Here is a 19174-nt window from a genome sequence, read left to right on the forward strand (position 1 = left end):
TGAACACGATCAGATTACCAGACCCATTCACCCCCAGACTGCCAATAACGCAGGACGATTAATAATCTGCTTTGTCGTCGGAAAACATCCCCATTATGGCGCCCGATGATAGCCTTGTCTCGGCGTCGATGGCAGGATTGGCCAGGGTGTCACCTGCCCGACGCGTGCCGGCCTGCATTCCTGCCGGAAAAGATGCAGCTGCCGAGAAATGTCCCTTCAAGCGCATTGTAGCCGTGATAGCCGCCACCGCCGCCGCCGGCCACCTCGCCCGCCGCATAGAGCCCGGCAATGGGCTCGCCATCGCCGTCGAGAACCTGTGAATTGAGGTTGGTGTGCAGGCCGCCCAGCGTCTTGCGGGTCAGGATGTTGAGGCGCACCGCAATCAGCGGCCCGTGCTTGGGGTCGAGTATCTTGTGCGGTTTGGTCACCCGGAAGATCTTGTCGCCGATGTAGTTGCGGGCGCCGCGGATGGCCGTGACCTGCGCGTCCTTGGTGTAGGCATGGTCGACCTCGCGGTCACGCGCCACGATCTGCGCCTTGAGCCGGTCGTAGTCGAGCAGATTGTCGCCGGACAACGCGTTCATGCCGGCGACCAGGTCGGCCAGGTTTTCGCGGACGACGAAGTCCTCGCCCTTTTCCAGAAACGCCGCCACCGATGGCGGCGCCTTGCCGCCGCGCCGGTTCTTCAGCACGGCCCGCCAATCCTTGCCGGTGAAGTCGAGGTTCTGCTCCGAGCCCGACAGCACGAACTCCTTCGAGGCGATCGTCTTGGTCAAAACGAACCAGGAGTAATCATGCCCGGTCGACAGGATGCGCTTCAGCGTGCCGAGCGAATCGAAGCTCGGAAAGAACGGCGCCTCCATGCGTTGTCCGAGCGCGTCGAACCATAACGGCGACGGCGCCGACAGGATGCGGATGCCATGGTTCGGCCAGATCGGATTCCAGTTCTTGATCCCCTCGACATAGTGCCACATGCGGTCGGCGTTGATGACGGCTCCGCCGGCTTGCTGGGTGATCGCCACCATGCGGCCATCGACATGGTGCGGCACGCCGGCGACCATACGCTTCGGCGCCGGCCCTAGCCGCTCGACCGGCCAGACCTTGCGGACAAGATCGTGGTTGCCGCCAATGCCGCCGGAAGTGACAATGACCGCGCTGGCCGAGAGTTCGAAGTCACCAACGACCGTGCGGTTCGACTGCTTGCCGCGCTCGACGTTGGACGCCTCCAGGATTTCGCCAGCGACACCGGTGACCGCGCCGTTGGTCTTGACCAGCCGGCTGACCTGATGGCGGAATTTCAGTGTGATCAACCCCTTGGCGACATGTTCGCGCACGCGCCTTTCGAACGGCGCGACCACGCCCGGCCCAGTGCCCCAGGTCAGATGGAAGCGCGGCACCGAATTGCCGTGGCCATTGGCCAGCGCGCCGCCGCGCTCGGCCCAGCCGACCACCGGCCACCAACGCATGCCCATGGCGTGCAGCCAGGGCCGCATCTCGCCGGCGGCGAAATCGACATAGGCTTCCGCCACTTTCCTTGGCCAGCGATCCTCGGGCCGGTCGAACTGGGCCGAACCCAGCCAGTCCTGCCAAGCGAGGTCGCGGCTGTCCCTGATGCGCAAGCGGCGTTGCTCGGGCGTATTGACCAGAAACAGGCCGCCGAGCGACCAGAATGCCTGACCGCCGAGAAAACCGCCGCCTTCCTGCTCGACGATGATCACGCGCTTGCCGGCTTCGCCGAGTTCGGCGGCGGCGGCCAGACCGGCCAGCCCGCCGCCCACAATGATTGCATCCGCGTCAGCCATTGTCGTAACTCCTGTCTCGCCTTTGCGATGCTGCCCTGGGATCGTCGCTTGCCACTCGGCACTATCCCAGCAGCGCGTTCCAGATGATACGCGGCAGTTTCAGGACGCTCGTCCGGTAGTGAAACTCGGTGATCAGCCGGCCGACGATGTGCGCCCTTTTATGTGTCAGGAACCACGCCGGTTTCGGTATGATGCGGAACGGCGCTTCGAGCACGCTGCGCTCGGGCTTGTCGAACAGGTAGGTGTTGTGGACGACGCCGATGCCGCTCTGCACATCGTCGAGCGTATGACCGGGGAAAGCGCCCCAGGTCGGCCGCAGCAGCGCAAACAGAACGCCGCTCCAGGAATTGATGCCGATGCCGCCATAGCGCAATTCGGCAACGATCTCCTCGAAGCGCTGCCGGCCGATCTCGGCGATCGTTTTGGGATGGATGAGAATGTTGGCGGCCAGCGTGCCGTGCAGCTTTTCATTGGCGTAGGCGACCGCGGCGCGCAGGTAGGATTCGGCGTTGCCAGCCGGCAGCCGCAAGACGCTGAGTGCTGGCGCAAACACTTCGGCTTTTTCGAGATAGGTGTCCGTGCCTGGCCGGAACGGCACCACCACGCAGGCCGGCCCGCCGGGCCGCTCGAATTTTTGAGCGCTGGCGGCATGCGCTTCGAAGGCGGCGAGGCGCTCGGTGGCACCGGGATAGTAGGCCGGCCGCGACGGAGCCTTCTGCACCACCTTTTCGAGCGCCGCCAGCAGCGCGTCGGATTTGTCCCAGCCTTCGGGCAGCACCAGCATCTGGCAGGCGATGCAGTTGAAGCCGGAATTGTTGAGCTTCTGGGTCGCGATCAATTCGGCATGGTAGGCGATTTCGGCATCCGACCATGGGCCGGGAACCACGATGGTCGGCGCCACGCCGCCAAGCTCGGAGGTGATACGCCTTCTGTTCCTCGGCGTCCCCGCAGCCTTGTTATTGCGACCCTCCTCGCCGGCACCCCAGACGATCGCGTCATGCGAGGCGGCGGCGCCGGTGATGTGGATGTCGTCGACCAGATCGTGATTGCACAGATAGGCGCCGACGTCGGCGCCGCCGCGCACGATGCGCAGCGCGCCGAACTCGATCAGCGGCCGCAGCGCCGGCCGCAGGAAATCGATGAGATAGTCGTTGACCGGGTTCATCTTGAGCAGGACGACCTGGTGTTCGACGAGCAGCTTGTGCAGGCAGTCGAGCGGCGCGATCGAGGCGACATTGCCGGCGCCGAGCACCAGGCCGATCTTGCCCTTGCGGCTGCTTGCCGGCGCGTCATAGGCCGAGGCGGTGTTTGCGGCGAGGTTCGCCTTGGTCACGCCAGGCTGCATCCAGATCTCGGCCTTGAGACCGGTGAACAGAACCTTGTCCCAGAGCGAGTTCGGAACCACCGTCACCGCCACCTGTCCGTTGGGCAAGGTGCGGACCGGCAGCCTGTCGAGGAATTTCTTGCCCTCCATCAGGCTGAGCGTGTGGATGAACTGGTTGCAGCCATCCATCAGCGCCGCCGGGCCGGCGAGCCACTCCTCGCCTTCCAGCGGCGAGCCGGTCGGGATGCCCTTCTTGCGGGTGGCGGTCTTGACCCATGCCTCGGCGACCTCGCGGATATGCTCCTTGATCTTGCGCAGCAGTGCGATCCGCTCGCTGTTCGAGGTCTGCGCCCAGTCATCCTTCTTGCGGTCGAGATCGGTGAGCGCCAGGTCGAGTTCAGCTGCCCATTCAGGCTGCACGGGGTGGGTTTTGACTGCCTTTGCGACCATCGTGTCCTCCTCCATTTCGATTTTACGAAAACGGCAGCGCGGCCCATTGCGCGGCGATCTTACCGCCGGAATAAACCTGGATCGAACCGAATTGCTGTAGCACGAATTCGCTCTGCGTCGGACGCAGGAAGGCGTAGTCGTCGGGCCCGACATTGGCATCGTCGGGCAGCGCCATGAATTGCTGATTGGTCGAAAAGCCGAACGTCTTGTCGGCCTTCATCCCGGCGGGATGGACAGGCTTGGCCATCCACTTGCCGCCATAGAGAAAACAGCCGCGCCGTGGCAGCAGCCCGAGCTTCTGCAGCAGCCATGAGCGCTGGTCGAGGCCCGGCACCTGGACATCGATCACCTTCAAGATCGACGTCGCAATGAAAGCGGCAGGCTGCAACTGGCTGAGGCTGGGCACGTCGAAATCGGTCGGCAAGACGAAGGCCGATCCGATGGACAATTCATTGGCGCCGACCCAGCTGTCATAGAGCAATGCGGTGCTGCTGCCGCCAAGGTTGAGGATCCTGCGCTGGTCGGGCGCAAGGCAGCCGACATACTGACGAAACAGGCTGACCGCCTTGGCGCGCGCCTTGGCCGGTCCGCCGAGCAGTTTGGGGATGTGGCCGATATGCGCCTCGTAGGCCATGACGCCTTCGCATTTCAGCCGCGGATAGTTCGCCAATGTGGCCACCGCCCGCGCCAGTGCGTCGGGATTGCCGATACCGCCGCGATGCAACCCGACATCGACCTCGAAGCAGATGCGCAGCTCGCGGTCGAGCTCAGCGGCAAGCGCGCCATAGGCGGCCAGCCGTTCCTCGGTGTCGATCAGCCAGACGATGCGCGACGTCGCTTCGCCAAGACCGGCGAGAACACCCTTGGTCAGTGCGTGCCTGGCGCCGGCGACTGGCATCGGCTTACCAAGCAGGAGATCGACATCGGGAAAGGCTTTCAGCATTTCAGCGCTGATTGGCAGATGAAAGGTCATCAGCCGGTCGGTAGCGAACGCCGCACGGATGTGCTCGATGAGCGGCAGGCAAGGCAGCGACTTGTCGACGATGCGCAGGTCGAGGCCCGTGGCGAACTTCGCCTTGATCGCAGCGATGTTGTGATCGAGCCGGTCGAGATCAAGCACCAGGCAAGGCTGAAAGATCTCGGCCGCCCTGAGCGCGCCGGATAGTTCGGCGAAATAGGTGTCGGTCAGGCTCATGCCGCGACGCCGAGCAGCCTTGCCATATAGGGCGACACGAAACGGTTGTCCGGGTCCATCTCGCGGCGCACCGCCATCGTATCGTTCCAGCGCGGATAGAGCGCGCTCAAGTCCCTCGATGTCAGGCTGTGCATCTTGCCCCAATGCGGGCGGCCGCCGCGCTTGCGGAAGATCGGCTCGGCGGCGTTGAAGTACGCCATCGGATCGCGCTCGACGCCGTGATGAATGGCGATGGAACAGGTCGGGCGCTTGTAGAACGGGCTCAGCCAGATGTTGTCAGGCGCGACGACGCGCACCTCCATCGGAAAGTAGACCTCTGGGAACCGCGTCTCGAGCATCGCAATGATCTCGCCGAGCGTCGCCGCCCCCTCCTCGAACGGAAGGTGGTACTCCATCTCGTTGAACTTGACGTTGCGCTCCGAGGTGAAGACCTTCAGCCAGTCCTCGACGTAATCCTCGGCCGGCACTTTCGCGAAGGCCGAGCCGATGAGACGGCGGCGTAGCCACGGAAACCAGGTGAGATAGTCGCGCAGCTTCCTCAGCGTGGTGACGGCATCGTCGTCTTCCGTCGGCGGGCGCACGGTCGCCGGCGCCTCGGTGATGTCGCTGGCGATCAGCAACGCCTGGCCGGAAAACGGCACATAGTAGAACTCGGCCGAACGATGCGCCGTCATGGTGCTCTCGAATTGCGCAAGCACATCGGCGATCGGCGCCGTCCAGCGGCGGTGCCGCATGCGGTAGCTCGCCATGTTGCGGATCGTCACTTCAGTGACGGCACCGAAGGCGCCGAGCGAGGCGCCCATGGCATCGATCATGTCCGGGCTCTTGGCGCGGTCGAATTCCTTGACCTCGCCGCGACCGTCGACGATTTGCATCGCCTCGAGCTGGGTATGATAGGCGCCGAGCGTAATGCCCGAACCATGCGTAGCGGTGCCGAGCGCGCCGCCAAACGCTTGCTTGTCGATGTCGCCCATATTCGGCAGCGCTTGGCCGACGCCGTGCAGCAGCTTCGCCAGCGCGCCGATCTTGGTGCCAGCGCCGACCCTCGCCGTCAGTCTTTCGGGATCATGCGCCTTCAGGCCTTCGAAGCGGTCGAGCGACAGGATGGTTCCGTCATTCTTGACCAGTGGCGTGAAGGAGTGCCCCGTGCCAGCGAAACGAACCGGTCCCGGCGAATTGCAAATGGCGACGCTCAACGCATCGAGAGTTTGCGGTTCGGCAAAAGCCTGGGGCGTGGCCGTGACATAGCCCGACCAATTGCTCCACTGGCTGATAGCCTCTCCCACAATCGCCTCCCTGGGACCGCCGGTTTGACCGGTCTTGATCGCTGCATGGAATAATATGATACATAGTCAGCTTTTTGAATATGATACATTGTCAGCTTTCTGTCAAGCTGGCAATCGACGGTACGCCGCCTTGAGCCGGCTTGAGAAGAAAGCGGCCGTCGGCTTCATGCCTCACGACTTTTCGCGTCAATCACCAAGCATATCATCGACTGTCATTTTTCGGGGGTAAGCAGCTGTTATGGGACGGCTGTCCCTCGGTCTTGCCGGCCGGGAACCCGTCCTGAACCGCCTGTCCCCCGAAGAGAAATTGCATGTGGCTAAGTGAATTCGAAATTGTCCTGCGCGACCGCGTCATCCCGAGCGGCGCGATTCGCATCGAAAACGGCCGGATTGCCGAGATCCGCAACCAGCCGGTCGAAAATGCCGACATCTCAGGCGGTGGCCGCCTGCTTCTGCCCGGCTTCATCGACATGCATGGCGACATGGTGGAAAAGGAAGTCGAGCCGCGCCTCGGCGTGCATGTGCCGATGCAGATCGGCATTGCCGAGCTCGACAAGAAGCTGGCGTCCTGCGGTGTCACCACCGCCTATGCCGCGCTCTCCTTCATCGGCGCCAGCGTCACCAGCGGCGTAGCGCGCTCTGAAGAGCATACGTCGGCGATCATCAACACCATTGCCGGAATGAAGGACCATTTGCTGGTCGATCATCGCATCCATGCCCGCTTCGAAGTCACCTTCACGCCGGCCATTGCCATGCTGCAAAGACTGATGGATTCCGGCAGGCTGCATCTGATCTCGCTGATGGACCACACGCCCGGACAAGGCCAGTATCGCGACGTCGAACTCTACATCGCCCGCATCGCCAAGGAGCGCGGCATGTCAGTTGCGCAGGCGTCCGAGGTCGTCGGCCACCGCATCGCCGGCCGCGACGGCCAGGGCGATGTGCTCAACGGTTTGCAGGACCTGTCAGCCCGTGCGCAAGCCAAGGGCGTCGTGCTTGCCTCGCATGATGACGACACGCTGGAGAAGGTGGAGCTGGTTCACGGCCTTGGCGCCACGCTGAGCGAATTCCCGGTGACCCTGGAAGCGGCGCAGGAAGCACGGAGGCTCGCAATGCATACCGTGATGGGAGCGCCCAATGCGCTGCGCGGCCAGTCCTATTCCGGCAATCTTTCGGCACGCCAGGCTTACGAAGCCGGGCTGCTCGACATGCTCGCCAGCGACTATCATCCGGCCTCGATCCTGCCCGCCGTGCTCGGCCTGGCGGAACTGCGCGAAGGCAGTCTTGTGGCGGCGGCAGCGCTGACGGGCGCCAATCCGGCGACAGCGCTAGGCCTGACCGATCGCGGCGCCATCGAGCCTGGACTTCTGGCCGATCTCGTGGTGGCCGATCGCCAGCCGGTGGCGCGGGTGCGGGCGACATTCCGTGCCGGCCGCATGATCTATAGCGACGGCACGCTGGGCCAGCGCCGGGATGACGGGGCATAAAGTCCAGCCCTGTCACGCCAGCCCGAACGTCTCCACGGCGCGCATGATGCCGCGCAGTTCGGCGAGGCCCTTCAGGCGGCCGATCAGCGAGTAGCCGGGATTGATCCTTGTCTTGCCGATATCATCGGCGAGCAGATGGCCATGGTCCGGCCGCATAGGGATTTGCCAGTCGGCGCGGCCTTCTCTGTGGCGACGCGCCTCTTCCTGCATCAGCGCCAGGATGACATGCGCCATGTCGGTGCCACCCTCGAGATGCTCAGCCTCGTAGAACGAGCCGTCCTTCTCGATGGTTATGTTGCGCAGATGGGCGAAATGGATGCGGTCGGCAAATTCCTTGACCATGGCGACAATGTCGTTGTCGGCGCGCGTGCCGTAGGAGCCGGTGCAGAACGTCAGTCCATTGGCCTGGCTGTCGACAGCACTCAAGATGAAGCGCGCATCCTCGGCGGTCGAAACGACGCGCGGCAGACCGTAGAGCGAGAAGGGCGGATCGTCTGGATGGATGCACATGCGCACCCCCTCCTCTTCCGCCACAGGAATGATCTCGCGCAGGAACCAGGCGAGGTTGTCGCGCAGCTCCTTCGGCCCGATCCCGTCATAGTCCGCCAAGGCCTCGCGAAAACTCTCACGATCATATTTGCGCTCGGTCGCCGGCAGGCCGGCGATCAGATTGCGCTCGATCTGATCGATCTTCTCGGGCGGCAATTCCTTGAGCCGCTTCTCCGCCTGCGCGATACGCGCCGGCGTATAGCTGTCGGCGCCGTCTTTGCGCTTCAGCACGAACAGATCGTATGCGGCGAAATCGATCGCGTCGAAACGCAGGGCATAACCCGTCGTCGGCAACCGGTAGGCGAGATCGGTGCGGGTCCAGTCGACCACAGGCATGAAATTGTAGCAGATCGTGGCGATGCCGGCCTTGGCCAGCGCGCGGATGCTATCGCGATAGTAGCCGGCATAGCGCTCGCGTTCCGGCGCGCCGATCTTGAAGGAATTGTGGACCGGGATGCTCTCGACGACCGACCAGGTCAGTCCGGCTTCCTCGATGATGTGCTTGCGCTCCAGCACGTCGGCTTCCGGCCACGCCCTGCCGTCGTAGATATGGTGAAGCGCCGAGACCACGCCGGTGGCGCCAGCCTGCTTGACATGATCGAGTGTCACCGGATCGTCAGGTCCATACCAGCGCCAGCATTGTTCCATTTTCGGCTTTCCTTCTGCGAGAGGTTGGCAACTTATTGTTGGACCGCGACGGGAGTCGATAGAAAAGGAAGGAGTTCTTAGAAATGATGGATTTCGAGGGCAAGGTGGCCCTGGTGACCGGGACGACCGGCATTGGCCTCGCGGGAGCCAGGCGCCTTGCGGCCGGCGGCGCCGCAATCATCGCCTGCGGCATCGACCGCGCCGCCAATGCGGAGATGAAAGCGCAACTGGAAAGCGCTGGAGCAGCAGCGCTGGTCATCGACACCGACGTCTCCGTCTTCGACCAGGTACGCGACGCGGTGGCGGCTGGCGTGGCGAAGTTCGGCGGTCTCGACGTCATCGTCAATTCGGCCGCGGTGCATCCCTACGGTACCGCGACGACCACCGATTGGGAAACCTGGAACCGGGCAATGACGGTCAATGTCGGCTCCATCTATCTGACCGCGCATTTCGGCATTCCGGAAATGATCAAGCGCGGCGGCGGCGCCATCGTCAACGTCGCCTCCGTGCAGGGCTTCGCCTGCCAGCAGAACGTCGCCGCCTACGCCACCACCAAAGGCGCCATCCACACGCTGACGCGCTCGCTGGCGCTCGACTATGCGGCTGCCGGCATCCGCGTCAATTCGGTGAGCCCGGGCTCGATCCGCACGCCGATCCTGGAGAAGGCCGCGCGTGGCGAGAGTGGCAGCGATGCCGATGTCGAAGAGGCCTACAAGCGCTTCGGCGCGGCGCATCCGCTCGGCCGCATCGGTGAACCGGAGGAGGTGGCGGAACTCATCGCTTTCCTGTGCTCGTCGAAAGCCGGTTTCTGCACCGGCGCCGACTACAAGATTGATGGCGGCCTGACGGCAGGCATTGGCGTGAAGTAAGGCTGTGATGGCGTTCTGCACGCTTGCCGGCAATCGCGAACCTTGTCCGATCGCCCTATAGCTTCCACATCCGCCTGGCATTGCCCGACAGCAATTTCATCCTCTCCTCGGGGCTGGCGCCCGCGATCAGCGCGTGCGTCGCCGCCACCCAGGTCGCGAGCCCTCCGCCAAGCGTGCACACCGGCCAGTCGCTGCCCCAGACGACGCGATCCCAACCGAAAGACCCGATCGTGTGTTCGACATAGGGGCGCAAGTTCTCGACACTCCACGAGCTGGGGTCCGCATAGGCCACGACGCCCGAAATCTTGCCAATGACATTGGGGCGCCGCGCGATCTCGGCCATGTGCTCGCGCCATGGGTGCTCGGCGCGGCCTTTGATATCGGGCACGCCGCAATGGTCGAGAACGAACTGGACGTCCGGCGCGAGATCGGCGAGTGCAATCGCGCGTGGAATCTGATGCGGCAGGACCACGAGATCGAAGGTCAGCCCACTGCCGGAAAGCCGTTTGATGTTGTCGCGAAACAGCGCACTGTCCGAAAGCTCGTCCGGCATGACATGCAGCACGCGGCGGAACCCCTTGACGAAGGGATCGGCCTGTTGGCGTTCGAGATAGGCGGCAAAGCCGCCCTCCTCTGGACGACAAGCGGCAATCGCGCCGCGCAAAAGACTGCCCGCCTGCTGCGACTGCGCCTTGACATGGCTGGTCTCGGCCTCGATGTCGGCTTGATCGACATCGACCTCCATATGCAATGCCGCCTCGATGCCGGCGCGGCGGGCCTGGGTCGCATACTCCTCATGCGGGAAATCGCGATTGAGCGCCGGTGCGCCGGCAAGCCAGGGATAGCGCAGCGCCGACAGATCGATCAGGTGCAGATGGGTGTCGATGATCATGCTTTCCTCGCGAGTCGATTTCGTATCGTCGCCAGATATTCCAGGCCTGGTTCAATGCCGCTTCGGGATCTCTTTGTCCTCGAGCAGCAACGTCAGCCCCATGGCAACGAAGTAGAGCGCCGCCACCCAGATGAACATCACATTGAACCCGCTGGAGTAATGGTCGAGCACCACTTCGCGGATCGCGCCCGGCAGGCTTGACGCGAGGTGGGGGGTCAACCCGTTCAGGCCCTGCGGCAGCAGGGCGGCGGCATCGGCGGGGAGTTCGGCAGTCTGCCGGTTCAGGGCCCAGATCATCACAGCGCCATTCAGCGCCAGTCCCAGTGATGCTCCCAAGGTCCGCGCCTGGGTGATCAGCGACGTCACCGCGCCGATGTCCTGCACGGGTGCCGCCGCCTGGATCGCCACGATCAACACCTGGAACTGCAGACCCATGCTGATGCCGAACACAGCCATCATTGTCGCCAGCACCCAGATCGGCGTGTGCTGGTTGGTGACGACGAAGCCCAGCATCAGGAACCCGCCGATAGCCATCGCGACCACCGGCATCCATTTGTAGCGTCCGGTTGCGGCAATCACGCGACCGGCGACGATTGAAATAACCATCGACGTCAGCGACGCCGGCAGGAACAGGAAGCCGACTTCGGCAGGGCTTAGACCCGTCAGCGTCTGCATGTAGAGCGCGAAATAGAAGAACATGCCCAGCGTCACCGTTCCGGCGACCAGCGACACGCCGGAGACGACGCTGACCGTCGAGTTACCGAACAGCCGCAACGGCACGATCGGTTCTTCCGCCTGGCGCTCGACCATGATGAACAGGACGATGGCGACCAGTGCGACCAGCGGCAGCGCGAAGGTGATGAGGTCCGGCCCTGTGGGGTCGAGCACATGATAGCCCCAATAGACGATGGCCGTCGTGCCGATGGCGAGCAGCGCGCCGCCGAGATAGTCGATGTGGTGCTTTCTCTCGTTGAACCGGCTGCGCATGGCGAAGGCCAGCACCGCCATCACGATAATGCCGATCGGCAGGTTGACCAGGAACACCCAGCGCCAGCCGAACAGGCTGGTGATGTAGCCGCCGGCCAGCGGACCGAGCACCGACGACAGCGCAAACACCGCCGAACTGTAGCCCTGGTATTTGGCGCGGTCGCGCGGCCCGAACAACTCGCCGATCATGGCGAAGGCCGAGACCATCAGCCCGCCGCCGCCAATGCCCTGCAGCACGCGCGCGGCGATCAGGCTCTCCATCGACCAAGCCATGCCGCAGACCAGCGACCCTACGAGAAACAGGCCGATCGCCGTCAACACGACATTCTTGCGGCCATACATATCGCCGAGCTTGCCGTAGAAAGGCGAGACCGCGGCGGTCGACAGCAGATAGGCGGCACCCACCCAGCCGAACAGATGCAGATTGCCGAGTTCACCGGCAATGGTGGGCAAGGCGGTGACGACGATCTGCATGTCGATGGTGGCCATGAACATGGCGATCAACGCACCGAAATAGACGACCAGTGTCGTCAGATCGGGCCTGGCTTCGGCCTCCACGGGCGCCGCATCTGGCAGCGTCTGGTCGACAGTCATCGGGGTCTCCGTAACTTGGGGCGCGATTTATGTGCCCACGGCCGAGAGGTGTCAAATAGGCGATAACGCCATGCCTGGACGCAGTCCGTTCGGTTAACAGGAAGAGCCCCAGCGCCGGAAGCGCCCCTCCTTCTCCCCGCCCCGGCTCCTGCGGGAGGATGTCGACGTGCGGAAGCCTGACCGGAAGCATTGTACACAGAGACGTTGAGATCAACTCGACGCCGTCTTGCCCACCTTTGCCGCCGCTGCCTGTTTCGCGCCCATCCCAAGCAGCAGATTGTCGTCGGAGAGCTCGTCCCCGCGCGCCTGCCGGAACAGGTTCAGCATATCGGGCAAGAGCCCGAAATGGCGCTCTTGGCGGGTTAGAATCCTCGGCCCGATCCCACCGGCTGCCTTACGCTAGTCGAAGAAACCGGCGTCCTCTTCCCCAAGATACTTCTTCGCCCCTGCGGCATCGATGTCGACACCCAATCCCGGGGCTTCGAGCACGTCGATCATCGAATCCTTCACGATCTGCTTTGGCAGGCCGATGACGATATCCTCCCACCAGGGATCGGAGGCGCTGGGGTATTCGAAGGCAATGTAGTTGGCGGGCAGCGTGGCGCAGACATTGATCAGTGCGCCGAGGCCGAGCAGGCCGTTCGCCGTACCGTGCGGCGCCATCATGATCGAGTGCATATACGCGTGCTCGGCCACCCATTTGAGCTCGGCGATGCCGCCAATATCGGCGGGATCCGGACCGATGACGCGCACGGCCTGCGTTTCGATCAGTTCCTTGAAATTATGCCGCAGGTAGATCTGTTCTCCGGTGTGGATGGGAGTAGACGTCGATGTCGTGAGTTCGCGGTAGGCCTGCGGATTGACCCATGGCACGTAGTCGCCGGTCAGCATGTCCTCCAGCCACATCAGATTGTAATTCTCGATGGCCTGCGCAAAGCGGATGGCGTCCGGCAGGAACCAGCCGGGGCCGCAATCCAGCGCCAGCGAGACCTTGTCGCCGAGCACCTCCTTCATGGCGATGACGCAGTCGATCATGTGCGCCATGCCACGCTCGCTGATCTGCCCCTGGTCCATCGCGCCGTGATAGGTCGGCGGCTGGCGTACGCCGTAGTGGAAGTCGGCGACGCTGGTCTTCATGTTGGAGTGGAAGCTGATGCCTTGCTTGACCATGAAGAAGTTTTCCGGCCGCTCCATCATCCATTTGACGTCGGCCGCGTAATCCTCAGGCTTGTCGCCGGTGCGCTTCTTGCGGATCGAGCCGTTATAGACCCGCACCTGGTCGCGCACCTTGCCGCCGAGCAGCTTGTAGACCGGAACGCCTGCCGCCTTGCCGGCGATGTCCCAAAGCGCGTGCTCGATGGCGCTGACGGCGGCGCCGTAGGGCTTGAACGAGCCGCGCTGGCGGATCTTCAGCATACAGCGTTCGACATCCGTCGGATCCTCGCCGATCAATGCCTCGCGGAAATGCAGCACCCAAGGCTTGAGATAGGGCTTGGTGTACTCGACCTCGCCGAGGCCATAGAGGCCTTCGTCAGTGACGATGCGGACGATGGGATGCTTGCCGATGACGGCGCACCGGAGATCGGTGATCTTCATGATGTCCTCTACTTCACCGACGAGAAGGCGGTTGGCGCGAGAAACTGGCTGGAAATATTGGCCAGGATCGGGCCATCGCGCTCGGACTCGTCGCGGACCTTGAGCCATGCCGGATCGGTGGTGAAGGCCTTCCATTTCACTTCGCGCTCGGCAAGGGATTCCCAGGCGACGAAATAGGTCAGTCGATTGCTGCTTTCGCCGACCACCGTGGTGAAGAACCCGGCTTGGCGGATGCCATGCCTCTCCCAGATGGCCAGCGTTTGGTCGGAAAAGCGCTTGAGCAAAGCCGGCAGCCTGCCCGGCAGGCAGTCATAGATACGCAGTTCGTAGATCATGGTTTCGTCCGTTTCTTTCTTCGCCTCTCCCTTGGGAGAGGTCGACACGAATGGTCGGTCGTTGGCCCCTGGGAGCCTGGGGGAATGAGGGCGGGGGGCTGGGCTAACTCCAGGTCCGGTCCCAGCTATATTCATTGTCCCAATGCTCGGTGGATTGCCATATCCCCGTGACACCGGGCTGCAAATGCCGGCTGATAACTTCGTCGACGACGTCGTCTATGCCGAGGCCTGGCTTGTCCGGCACGGTAATGAAGCCGTCCTTGACCAGCGGCTTGGGCAGGCCGGTGACGATATCGTCCCACCAGTCCACTTCGACGCTGTGATATTCGAGCGCCATGAAGTTTTCCGTGGCCACCGCGACATGTGCGGCGGCCATCGCCGCGATCGGGCTTTCGGCCATGTGAATGGCCATGGCGACGCCATGCTCCTGCGCCGCGTCGCCGATCTTCTTGGTCTCGAGAATGCCGCCTGACGTCAGCAGGTCTGGGTGGATGACCGAGATGCCCGCGTTGAGCAGCGGCTCGAATGCTTGCCTGAGGTAGATGTCTTCGCCTGTGCAGATCGGCACCGACGTAGCCTGCTGCAGCTGCCGATACTGTTCGGTGTACTGCCAAGGGATCACGTCTTCGAGCCAGGCCGGTGCGTATTTCTCGATCCGCCGGGCGAGACGAATGCCATCCTGCAGCGAGATGTGGCCGACATGGTCGATGGCCAGCGGAACCTCGTAGCCGATCACCTCGCGGACTTCGTGGATATACTGATCGAGCAGGTCGATGCCCTTCTCGGTGAAGTGCAGGCCGGTGAAGGGATGCGGCACGTTTTGCGCGTCATAGGCGGCATTGCGCGCCCGCCGCTCGTCCAGCGTGCGCGCCGGACCACGGGCGGCATGGCTGCGGAAACCGTCGAGCACGCCGGCCGGCGCCACCACCGCGCCCGGTATGTGCGCTATCTGCGCCAGGCCGAGATCCATCTTGAGGAAGGTGAAACCGAGATCCATCCGCGCCTTGAGCCGCTTGCCGGTCTCGGTGCCGCTGGGCTTGTCCGCATCGGTGTCGCAATAGACCCGCACCTTGTCGCGGAACCGTCCGCCGAGCATCTGGTAGATCGGCACGCCATAGGCCTTGCCGGCGAGGTCCCACAGCGCGATCTCGATTGCCGAGACACCGCCACCTTGCCGCCCATGGCCGCCAAACTGCTTGATGCGGCGGAACAGCCGGTCGACGTCACAGGGGTTCTCGCCCAGCAACCGGCTCTTCAGCATCAGCGCATAGGTCGCGCTGGCGCCGTCGCGCACCTCGCCCAGGCCGACAATGCCCTGGTTGGTGTAGATCTTGATCAAAGCCGAGGTGAACGGCGCGCCGACGATCTCGGCGACACGCAGGTCGGTGATGCGCAGCTCGCTCGGCCTGGAGTTCGTGTTCACCCGATTGAGCGCCTCGCCGGCTGCGTCCGTCTTTGGCATGATCTATCCTCGTTCTGGTTGGCTGCGCTTGGCGCCCGCACGCTGCGCCGGGCGAGAGCATTGCTAGCCCAGCTCAATCTCGTGGGCCTGCAGGTACTCGCGGTTCATCTCAACACCCAGACCGGGTTTCGACGTCAGCTTGAGGTTGCCGTTTGACACGTCGAGGGGTCTGTCGATGAGGTGATCGTATTTGCCAAGGTTCCACTCCGATGTCTCGAGCTTGTAGAAGTTGGGAACGGTCATCATCACCTGCGCTCCCGCAACCACGTTGATCGGTCCCGCCGCGTCATGGGGCGACACCGGGATATAGTAGGCTTCGCACAGAGCGGAAATCTTCTTGAGTTCGGTGATGCCGCCGGTCCAGGTCACGTCCGGCATGATGTAGTCGGCGAGCTTGTTCTCGAGCACCGGCACGAAATCCCACTTCGTGTGGCCGCGCTCGCCCCACGAGATAGGGGCGCTGACTTTCTCGCGCACCTGTTTGAGGGCGTTGAGGCTCTCGGGCGGGCAAGGCTCCTCAAACCAGTCGATCTGTCCCGCCTCCTCGAGGCTCCGGCAGAGACGAATGGCGGTGGGGACATCGAAGCGGCCATGCGCATCGATGAGGACGTCGACATCAGGCCCCGCCGTTTCGCGGATCAGAGCCGTGAGTTCGGCTGCCTCGCGCTCGTCCTTGCGGGTCATGCTGCCATCGAGGTAGCCGTCCCGCTGCTCGCGCGATTGCCCATCGGCGGTGCGGCCCTGATGGGGGAAAGGATCGAACTTCAGCCCCGTGTGTCCGGACTCGACGATGTCCCGAATTTCGCGAACCACAGCCTCCTTGCTGGTAAACTTGCGTTGGTCAGGATGGGTATAGAGCGCGACCTCATCGCGTACCGGTCCGCCCAGCAGCTCGTAGATCGGCTTGCCAAGGACTTTGCCGCGGATGTCCCAGAGCGCTATGTCGATGGCGCTTACGCATTCGACTGCGGCGCCGCGGCTGCCCATGTAGGTGAAGCTGCGAAATATCTTGTGCCACAGGTATTCGATACGCGCCGGGTCCTCGCCTGTCACGGCGGCACCGATCTGCCGCAGGATCGTGCAGAGCGCGCGGTTGGCGAGCCTTGTGGTGGTGGTGATCTCTCCCCAGCCGCTCAGCCCCTCGTCGGTTGTCACTTCGACGAACAGGAACTCTCCCCAATAAGAAGCACCGGACTTGATCAGCCACGGCCGAACGCTCGTGATTTTCATCTCAACTGCCTTATGCGAAGTGGATCGGGATAGCTGCGTTCCGGACCGGATGTTCTATCCTGCCCGAGCGGCGCTGCGCGCGCGCATGTGTTCGAGGACATGCCGGCCGGAGCCTTCAACATGGCGCGCAATCAGTTCGGCTGCCTCGTCGGCATTTCCCGCTTTTACATGCGCGATGAGCTCGCGGTGCTCGCGAAGGATCGCGGCACGCCGGGCGAGCGTGAAATTGAAACGCCGGCTCACAGCCCGCAGCACTTCGCGATGCTTCCACCAAAGCTCGGCGGCATGGCGGTTGTAGTGCCTCTGGTACATCACGGTGTGAAAGGCGGTATCCAGCTCGCTGTGCCTGAACGTGTCGGCAAAATTGTTCTCTTCAATCAGGCCTTGGATACGTTCGAGTTCGGCAATGTCCTCGACGGTAGCCATATTCACAAACCATCGCGTCAGTGCTGGCTCGATCAGGACTCCGATCTCGTAGATATCCCGGACAAAATCCTGGTCTATAGGCCGGACGCGCGCCCCACGGTTGGCAACAAAGGTGACAAAGCCCTCGCCCCGCAGCAGCTGCAGAGCCTCGCGCACGGGGTTGGTCGAGGTACCGTGACGCCGGGCGAGATCGGTGACCACAAGCCGTTCGTTGGCGGCGAGCCGCCCCTCGATGATGTCTTCCCTGATCAATTGATAAAGCGAAGCGCCCTCGCTGGAGGCCCCGATAGGGTCGATCCCTTCGGGTGGCTCTGCTTTGAAATCGCTTGCTTCGGCCAAGGCTGCCCCCAAATCAATACACGCCTTAATCGATATCACGCACGGTTTCCATAAACAATGTACGATTTGGCGCGTTGACAGACAATCCACGATCTGAAAACGTATGAAGCGCTCGAAGGGATACATCGAACGGTACGTTCGGCCACCGACGAGCAGGACCGCTCGCCTCGACGCAGAGCGGCGTGGGAGAGAAACCTGGAGGATACCCTATGACGAGGATTTCACTCGGCGGTGCCGTCCTGCGCGGCACTGTCTCCACTGCTTTGGTGGTATCGTTGATGTCCGCATCGGCGTTGGCTGCGGCGCCGGTCGACTTGAGCAAGTGGTCGCCGGAATATGTGCGCTCCATTGCGGGCACGCAGGATTTCGACACGGCCGCCGATTGCGGCAAGGTCACCCCTCTCGACTACAAGGGGCGACTGACTTTCTGGTATCAGGGCGTGTTCGAGGGCGACCCCGACCTCCTGCGCCAGTACTACAAGGATTTCTTCGAAACCTTCCGCAAGACCTACCCGAACATCCAGCTGGAAGAACAAGCCCTCACCTACAACGATCTCCTCGACAAGTTCCGCACGGCGCTCCTCGGCAATGCCGCGCCGATGGCGGTCCGCCTGCAAATCCTGGGTGGTACCGAATTCGCCGCAAAGGGCTATCTGCAGCCGCTCAAGCCCGAGAACGTGGGGTATTCGACCGAGGACTTCTGGCCCGGCGCCTTGAAAGCCGTGACCTGGGACGGGGTGAGCTACGGCATTCCGACCAACAACGAGACGATGGCATTCATCTGGAATGCCGACATCTTCAAGCGCGCGGGCCTTGACCCGGACAAGGCTCCGGCAACCTGGGACGACGTCGTCAAGTATTCCAAGCAGATCCACGACAAGCTCGGCATTGCCGGTTACGGTCTCGTGGCCCGCAAGAATGCCGGCAATACCCCGTACCGCTTCATGCCGCAGCTGTGGGCCTATGGCGGCGGCGTCTTCGACGAAGCCACCGCGAACCCGACCTATAAGGAGGTCGAGCTCAACAGCCCGCAGAGCAAGGCGGCGCTGCAAGCTTCCTATGACATGTATGTCCGCGACAAGTCGGTTCCGGTTTCGGCGCTCACCAACCAGCAGGCGGACAACCAGCCGCTGTTCCTCGCCGGCCAGCTCGGCATGATGATCTCGCACCCGTCCGACTACAACGTCATGCTCGACCTGCAGAAGAAGGCGACGGGCACCGACAAGGACAAGGCGCAGACCGTCATCGACAACATGCGCTACGGGCTGATTCCGACCGGGCCGGACGGCAAACGCGCCGTCGTCTTCGGCGGCTCGAACATTCACATCCTCAAGCCCGAATATGTCGAGGGCGGCAAGGTGGACGAGCCGGCGGCAAAGGCCATCATCTGCATGTGGACGAGCCCGGAATGGTCGTTGAAGATGGCCTATGCCGGCTCGAACCCCGGCAACCTCAACGGCTTCAAGACCAAATGGATGAAGGAACGCCTCGACAGCATCAAGTTCCTCGATGTCACGACCTCGATGCTGCCATACGGCATCCCGTTCCCGGCGCTGCCGCAGTCCCCCGAGATCATGAACATCATCGTCCCGGACATGCTGCAGAACGCCCTGACCGGAGCGATGACCGTCGATCAGGCAGCGGACGACGCGGCCCAGAAGGTAAAAGACCTGATGGGCGGACTCTAGTCCGAGCCGGACCCA

15 protein-coding genes are annotated in these 19174 nt (G+C 63.0%); 3 read left to right on the top strand and 12 right to left on the bottom strand.

Going from position 1 to position 19174, the window contains the following annotated elements:
* Positions 1–149: 149 nt before the first annotated feature.
* The 4 genes from AC1D1N_RS09985 to AC1D1N_RS10000 form a co-directional block, all read right to left on the bottom strand.
* On the bottom strand, positions 150–1802 hold the full coding sequence (locus tag AC1D1N_RS09985; RefSeq protein ID WP_477348233.1) for an FAD-binding dehydrogenase: 1653 nt from the start codon (positions 1800–1802) through the stop codon (positions 150–152).
* A 61-nt stretch (positions 1803–1863) separates the two neighbouring features.
* Positions 1864–3576, bottom strand: coding sequence for an aldehyde dehydrogenase family protein (locus AC1D1N_RS09990; RefSeq protein WP_477348235.1), 1713 nt, complete (start codon positions 3574–3576; stop codon positions 1864–1866).
* A gap of 22 nt (positions 3577–3598) precedes the next feature.
* Positions 3599–4771, bottom strand: a complete 1173-nt coding sequence (locus tag AC1D1N_RS09995) for an alanine racemase (RefSeq protein WP_477348237.1) — start codon at positions 4769–4771, stop codon at positions 3599–3601.
* Positions 4768–6057: a D-arabinono-1,4-lactone oxidase gene (locus AC1D1N_RS10000; protein WP_477348239.1), complete on the bottom strand. Its 1290-nt coding sequence runs from the start codon at positions 6055–6057 to the stop codon at positions 4768–4770. The genes AC1D1N_RS09995 and AC1D1N_RS10000 overlap by 4 nt, the downstream gene beginning before the upstream one ends.
* Before the next feature lie 311 nt (positions 6058–6368).
* Between AC1D1N_RS10000 and AC1D1N_RS10005 the strand changes: the two genes are divergently transcribed.
* Complete coding sequence (locus AC1D1N_RS10005; protein ID WP_477348241.1) at positions 6369–7544, top strand: alpha-D-ribose 1-methylphosphonate 5-triphosphate diphosphatase; 1176 nt, start codon at positions 6369–6371, stop codon at positions 7542–7544.
* 12 nt (positions 7545–7556) lie between these two features.
* On the opposite strand, the gene uxuA is transcribed toward AC1D1N_RS10005, so the two are convergent.
* Positions 7557–8741: a mannonate dehydratase gene (gene uxuA, locus AC1D1N_RS10010; RefSeq protein WP_477348243.1), complete on the bottom strand. Its 1185-nt coding sequence runs from the start codon at positions 8739–8741 to the stop codon at positions 7557–7559.
* Positions 8742–8824: 83 nt separating this feature from the next.
* Here uxuA and AC1D1N_RS10015 point away from each other — a divergent pair, with 83 nt between their 5' ends.
* A complete protein-coding gene (locus tag AC1D1N_RS10015; RefSeq protein WP_477348245.1) occupies positions 8825–9610 on the top strand; it encodes an SDR family NAD(P)-dependent oxidoreductase in 786 nt (261 codons plus the stop codon).
* Positions 9611–9665: 55 nt separating this feature from the next.
* On the opposite strand, the gene AC1D1N_RS10020 is transcribed toward AC1D1N_RS10015, so the two are convergent.
* From AC1D1N_RS10020 to AC1D1N_RS10050, 7 genes are all read right to left on the bottom strand, one after another.
* Entirely contained in the window at positions 9666–10502 is an 837-nt protein-coding gene (locus tag AC1D1N_RS10020) for an amidohydrolase family protein (protein ID WP_477348247.1), read from the bottom strand.
* Between the two features lie 51 nt (positions 10503–10553).
* Entirely contained in the window at positions 10554–12083 is a 1530-nt protein-coding gene (locus AC1D1N_RS10025) for an MDR family MFS transporter (RefSeq protein WP_477348248.1), read from the bottom strand.
* Positions 12084–12482: 399 nt separating this feature from the next.
* Positions 12483–13679, bottom strand: a complete 1197-nt coding sequence (locus AC1D1N_RS10030; protein ID WP_477348250.1) for a mandelate racemase/muconate lactonizing enzyme family protein — start codon at positions 13677–13679, stop codon at positions 12483–12485.
* A gap of 8 nt (positions 13680–13687) precedes the next feature.
* Complete coding sequence (locus AC1D1N_RS10035; RefSeq protein ID WP_112562147.1) at positions 13688–14014, bottom strand: NIPSNAP family protein; 327 nt, start codon at positions 14012–14014, stop codon at positions 13688–13690.
* A 103-nt stretch (positions 14015–14117) separates the two neighbouring features.
* The gene (locus AC1D1N_RS10040) at positions 14118–15476 is read right to left on the bottom strand and encodes a mandelate racemase/muconate lactonizing enzyme family protein (protein ID WP_436260784.1); all 1359 of its coding nucleotides are present in this window, start codon (positions 15474–15476) and stop codon (positions 14118–14120) included.
* A 63-nt stretch (positions 15477–15539) separates the two neighbouring features.
* The gene (locus AC1D1N_RS10045; RefSeq protein ID WP_436260785.1) at positions 15540–16706 is read right to left on the bottom strand and encodes a mandelate racemase/muconate lactonizing enzyme family protein; all 1167 of its coding nucleotides are present in this window, start codon (positions 16704–16706) and stop codon (positions 15540–15542) included.
* Positions 16707–16760: 54 nt separating this feature from the next.
* Positions 16761–17471 (bottom strand): GntR family transcriptional regulator, encoded by a 711-nt coding sequence (locus AC1D1N_RS10050; RefSeq protein WP_112562095.1) that lies wholly within the window; start codon positions 17469–17471, stop codon positions 16761–16763.
* 209 nt (positions 17472–17680) lie between these two features.
* On the opposite strand from AC1D1N_RS10050, the gene AC1D1N_RS10055 reads away from it, so the two are divergent.
* Positions 17681–19159: an ABC transporter substrate-binding protein gene (locus AC1D1N_RS10055; RefSeq protein WP_436260786.1), complete on the top strand. Its 1479-nt coding sequence runs from the start codon at positions 17681–17683 to the stop codon at positions 19157–19159.
* The last annotated feature ends 15 nt before the right edge of the window (positions 19160–19174 follow it).

It is taken from the genome of Mesorhizobium sp. P2_B5 (assembly GCF_056404775.1).

Coding starts and splice junctions, on each gene's coding strand:
- AC1D1N_RS09985 (WP_477348233.1), bottom strand. CDS start 1,802: ATGGCTGACGCGGATGCAATCATTGTGGGCGGCGGGCTGGCCGGTCTG.
- AC1D1N_RS09990 (WP_477348235.1), bottom strand. CDS start 3,576: ATGGTCGCAAAGGCAGTCAAAACCCACCCCGTGCAGCCTGAATGGGCA.
- AC1D1N_RS09995 (WP_477348237.1), bottom strand. CDS start 4,771: ATGAGCCTGACCGACACCTATTTCGCCGAACTATCCGGCGCGCTCAGG.
- AC1D1N_RS10005 (WP_477348241.1), top strand. CDS start 6,369: ATGTGGCTAAGTGAATTCGAAATTGTCCTGCGCGACCGCGTCATCCCG.
- uxuA (WP_477348243.1), bottom strand. CDS start 8,741: ATGGAACAATGCTGGCGCTGGTATGGACCTGACGATCCGGTGACACTC.
- AC1D1N_RS10015 (WP_477348245.1), top strand. CDS start 8,825: ATGATGGATTTCGAGGGCAAGGTGGCCCTGGTGACCGGGACGACCGGC.
- AC1D1N_RS10020 (WP_477348247.1), bottom strand. CDS start 10,502: ATGATCATCGACACCCATCTGCACCTGATCGATCTGTCGGCGCTGCGC.
- AC1D1N_RS10025 (WP_477348248.1), bottom strand. CDS start 12,083: ATGACTGTCGACCAGACGCTGCCAGATGCGGCGCCCGTGGAGGCCGAA.
- AC1D1N_RS10030 (WP_477348250.1), bottom strand. CDS start 13,679: ATGAAGATCACCGATCTCCGGTGCGCCGTCATCGGCAAGCATCCCATC.
- AC1D1N_RS10035 (WP_112562147.1), bottom strand. CDS start 14,014: ATGATCTACGAACTGCGTATCTATGACTGCCTGCCGGGCAGGCTGCCG.
- AC1D1N_RS10040 (WP_436260784.1), bottom strand. CDS start 15,476: ATGCCAAAGACGGACGCAGCCGGCGAGGCGCTCAATCGGGTGAACACG.
- AC1D1N_RS10045 (WP_436260785.1), bottom strand. CDS start 16,706: ATGAAAATCACGAGCGTTCGGCCGTGGCTGATCAAGTCCGGTGCTTCT.
- AC1D1N_RS10055 (WP_436260786.1), top strand. CDS start 17,681: ATGACGAGGATTTCACTCGGCGGTGCCGTCCTGCGCGGCACTGTCTCC.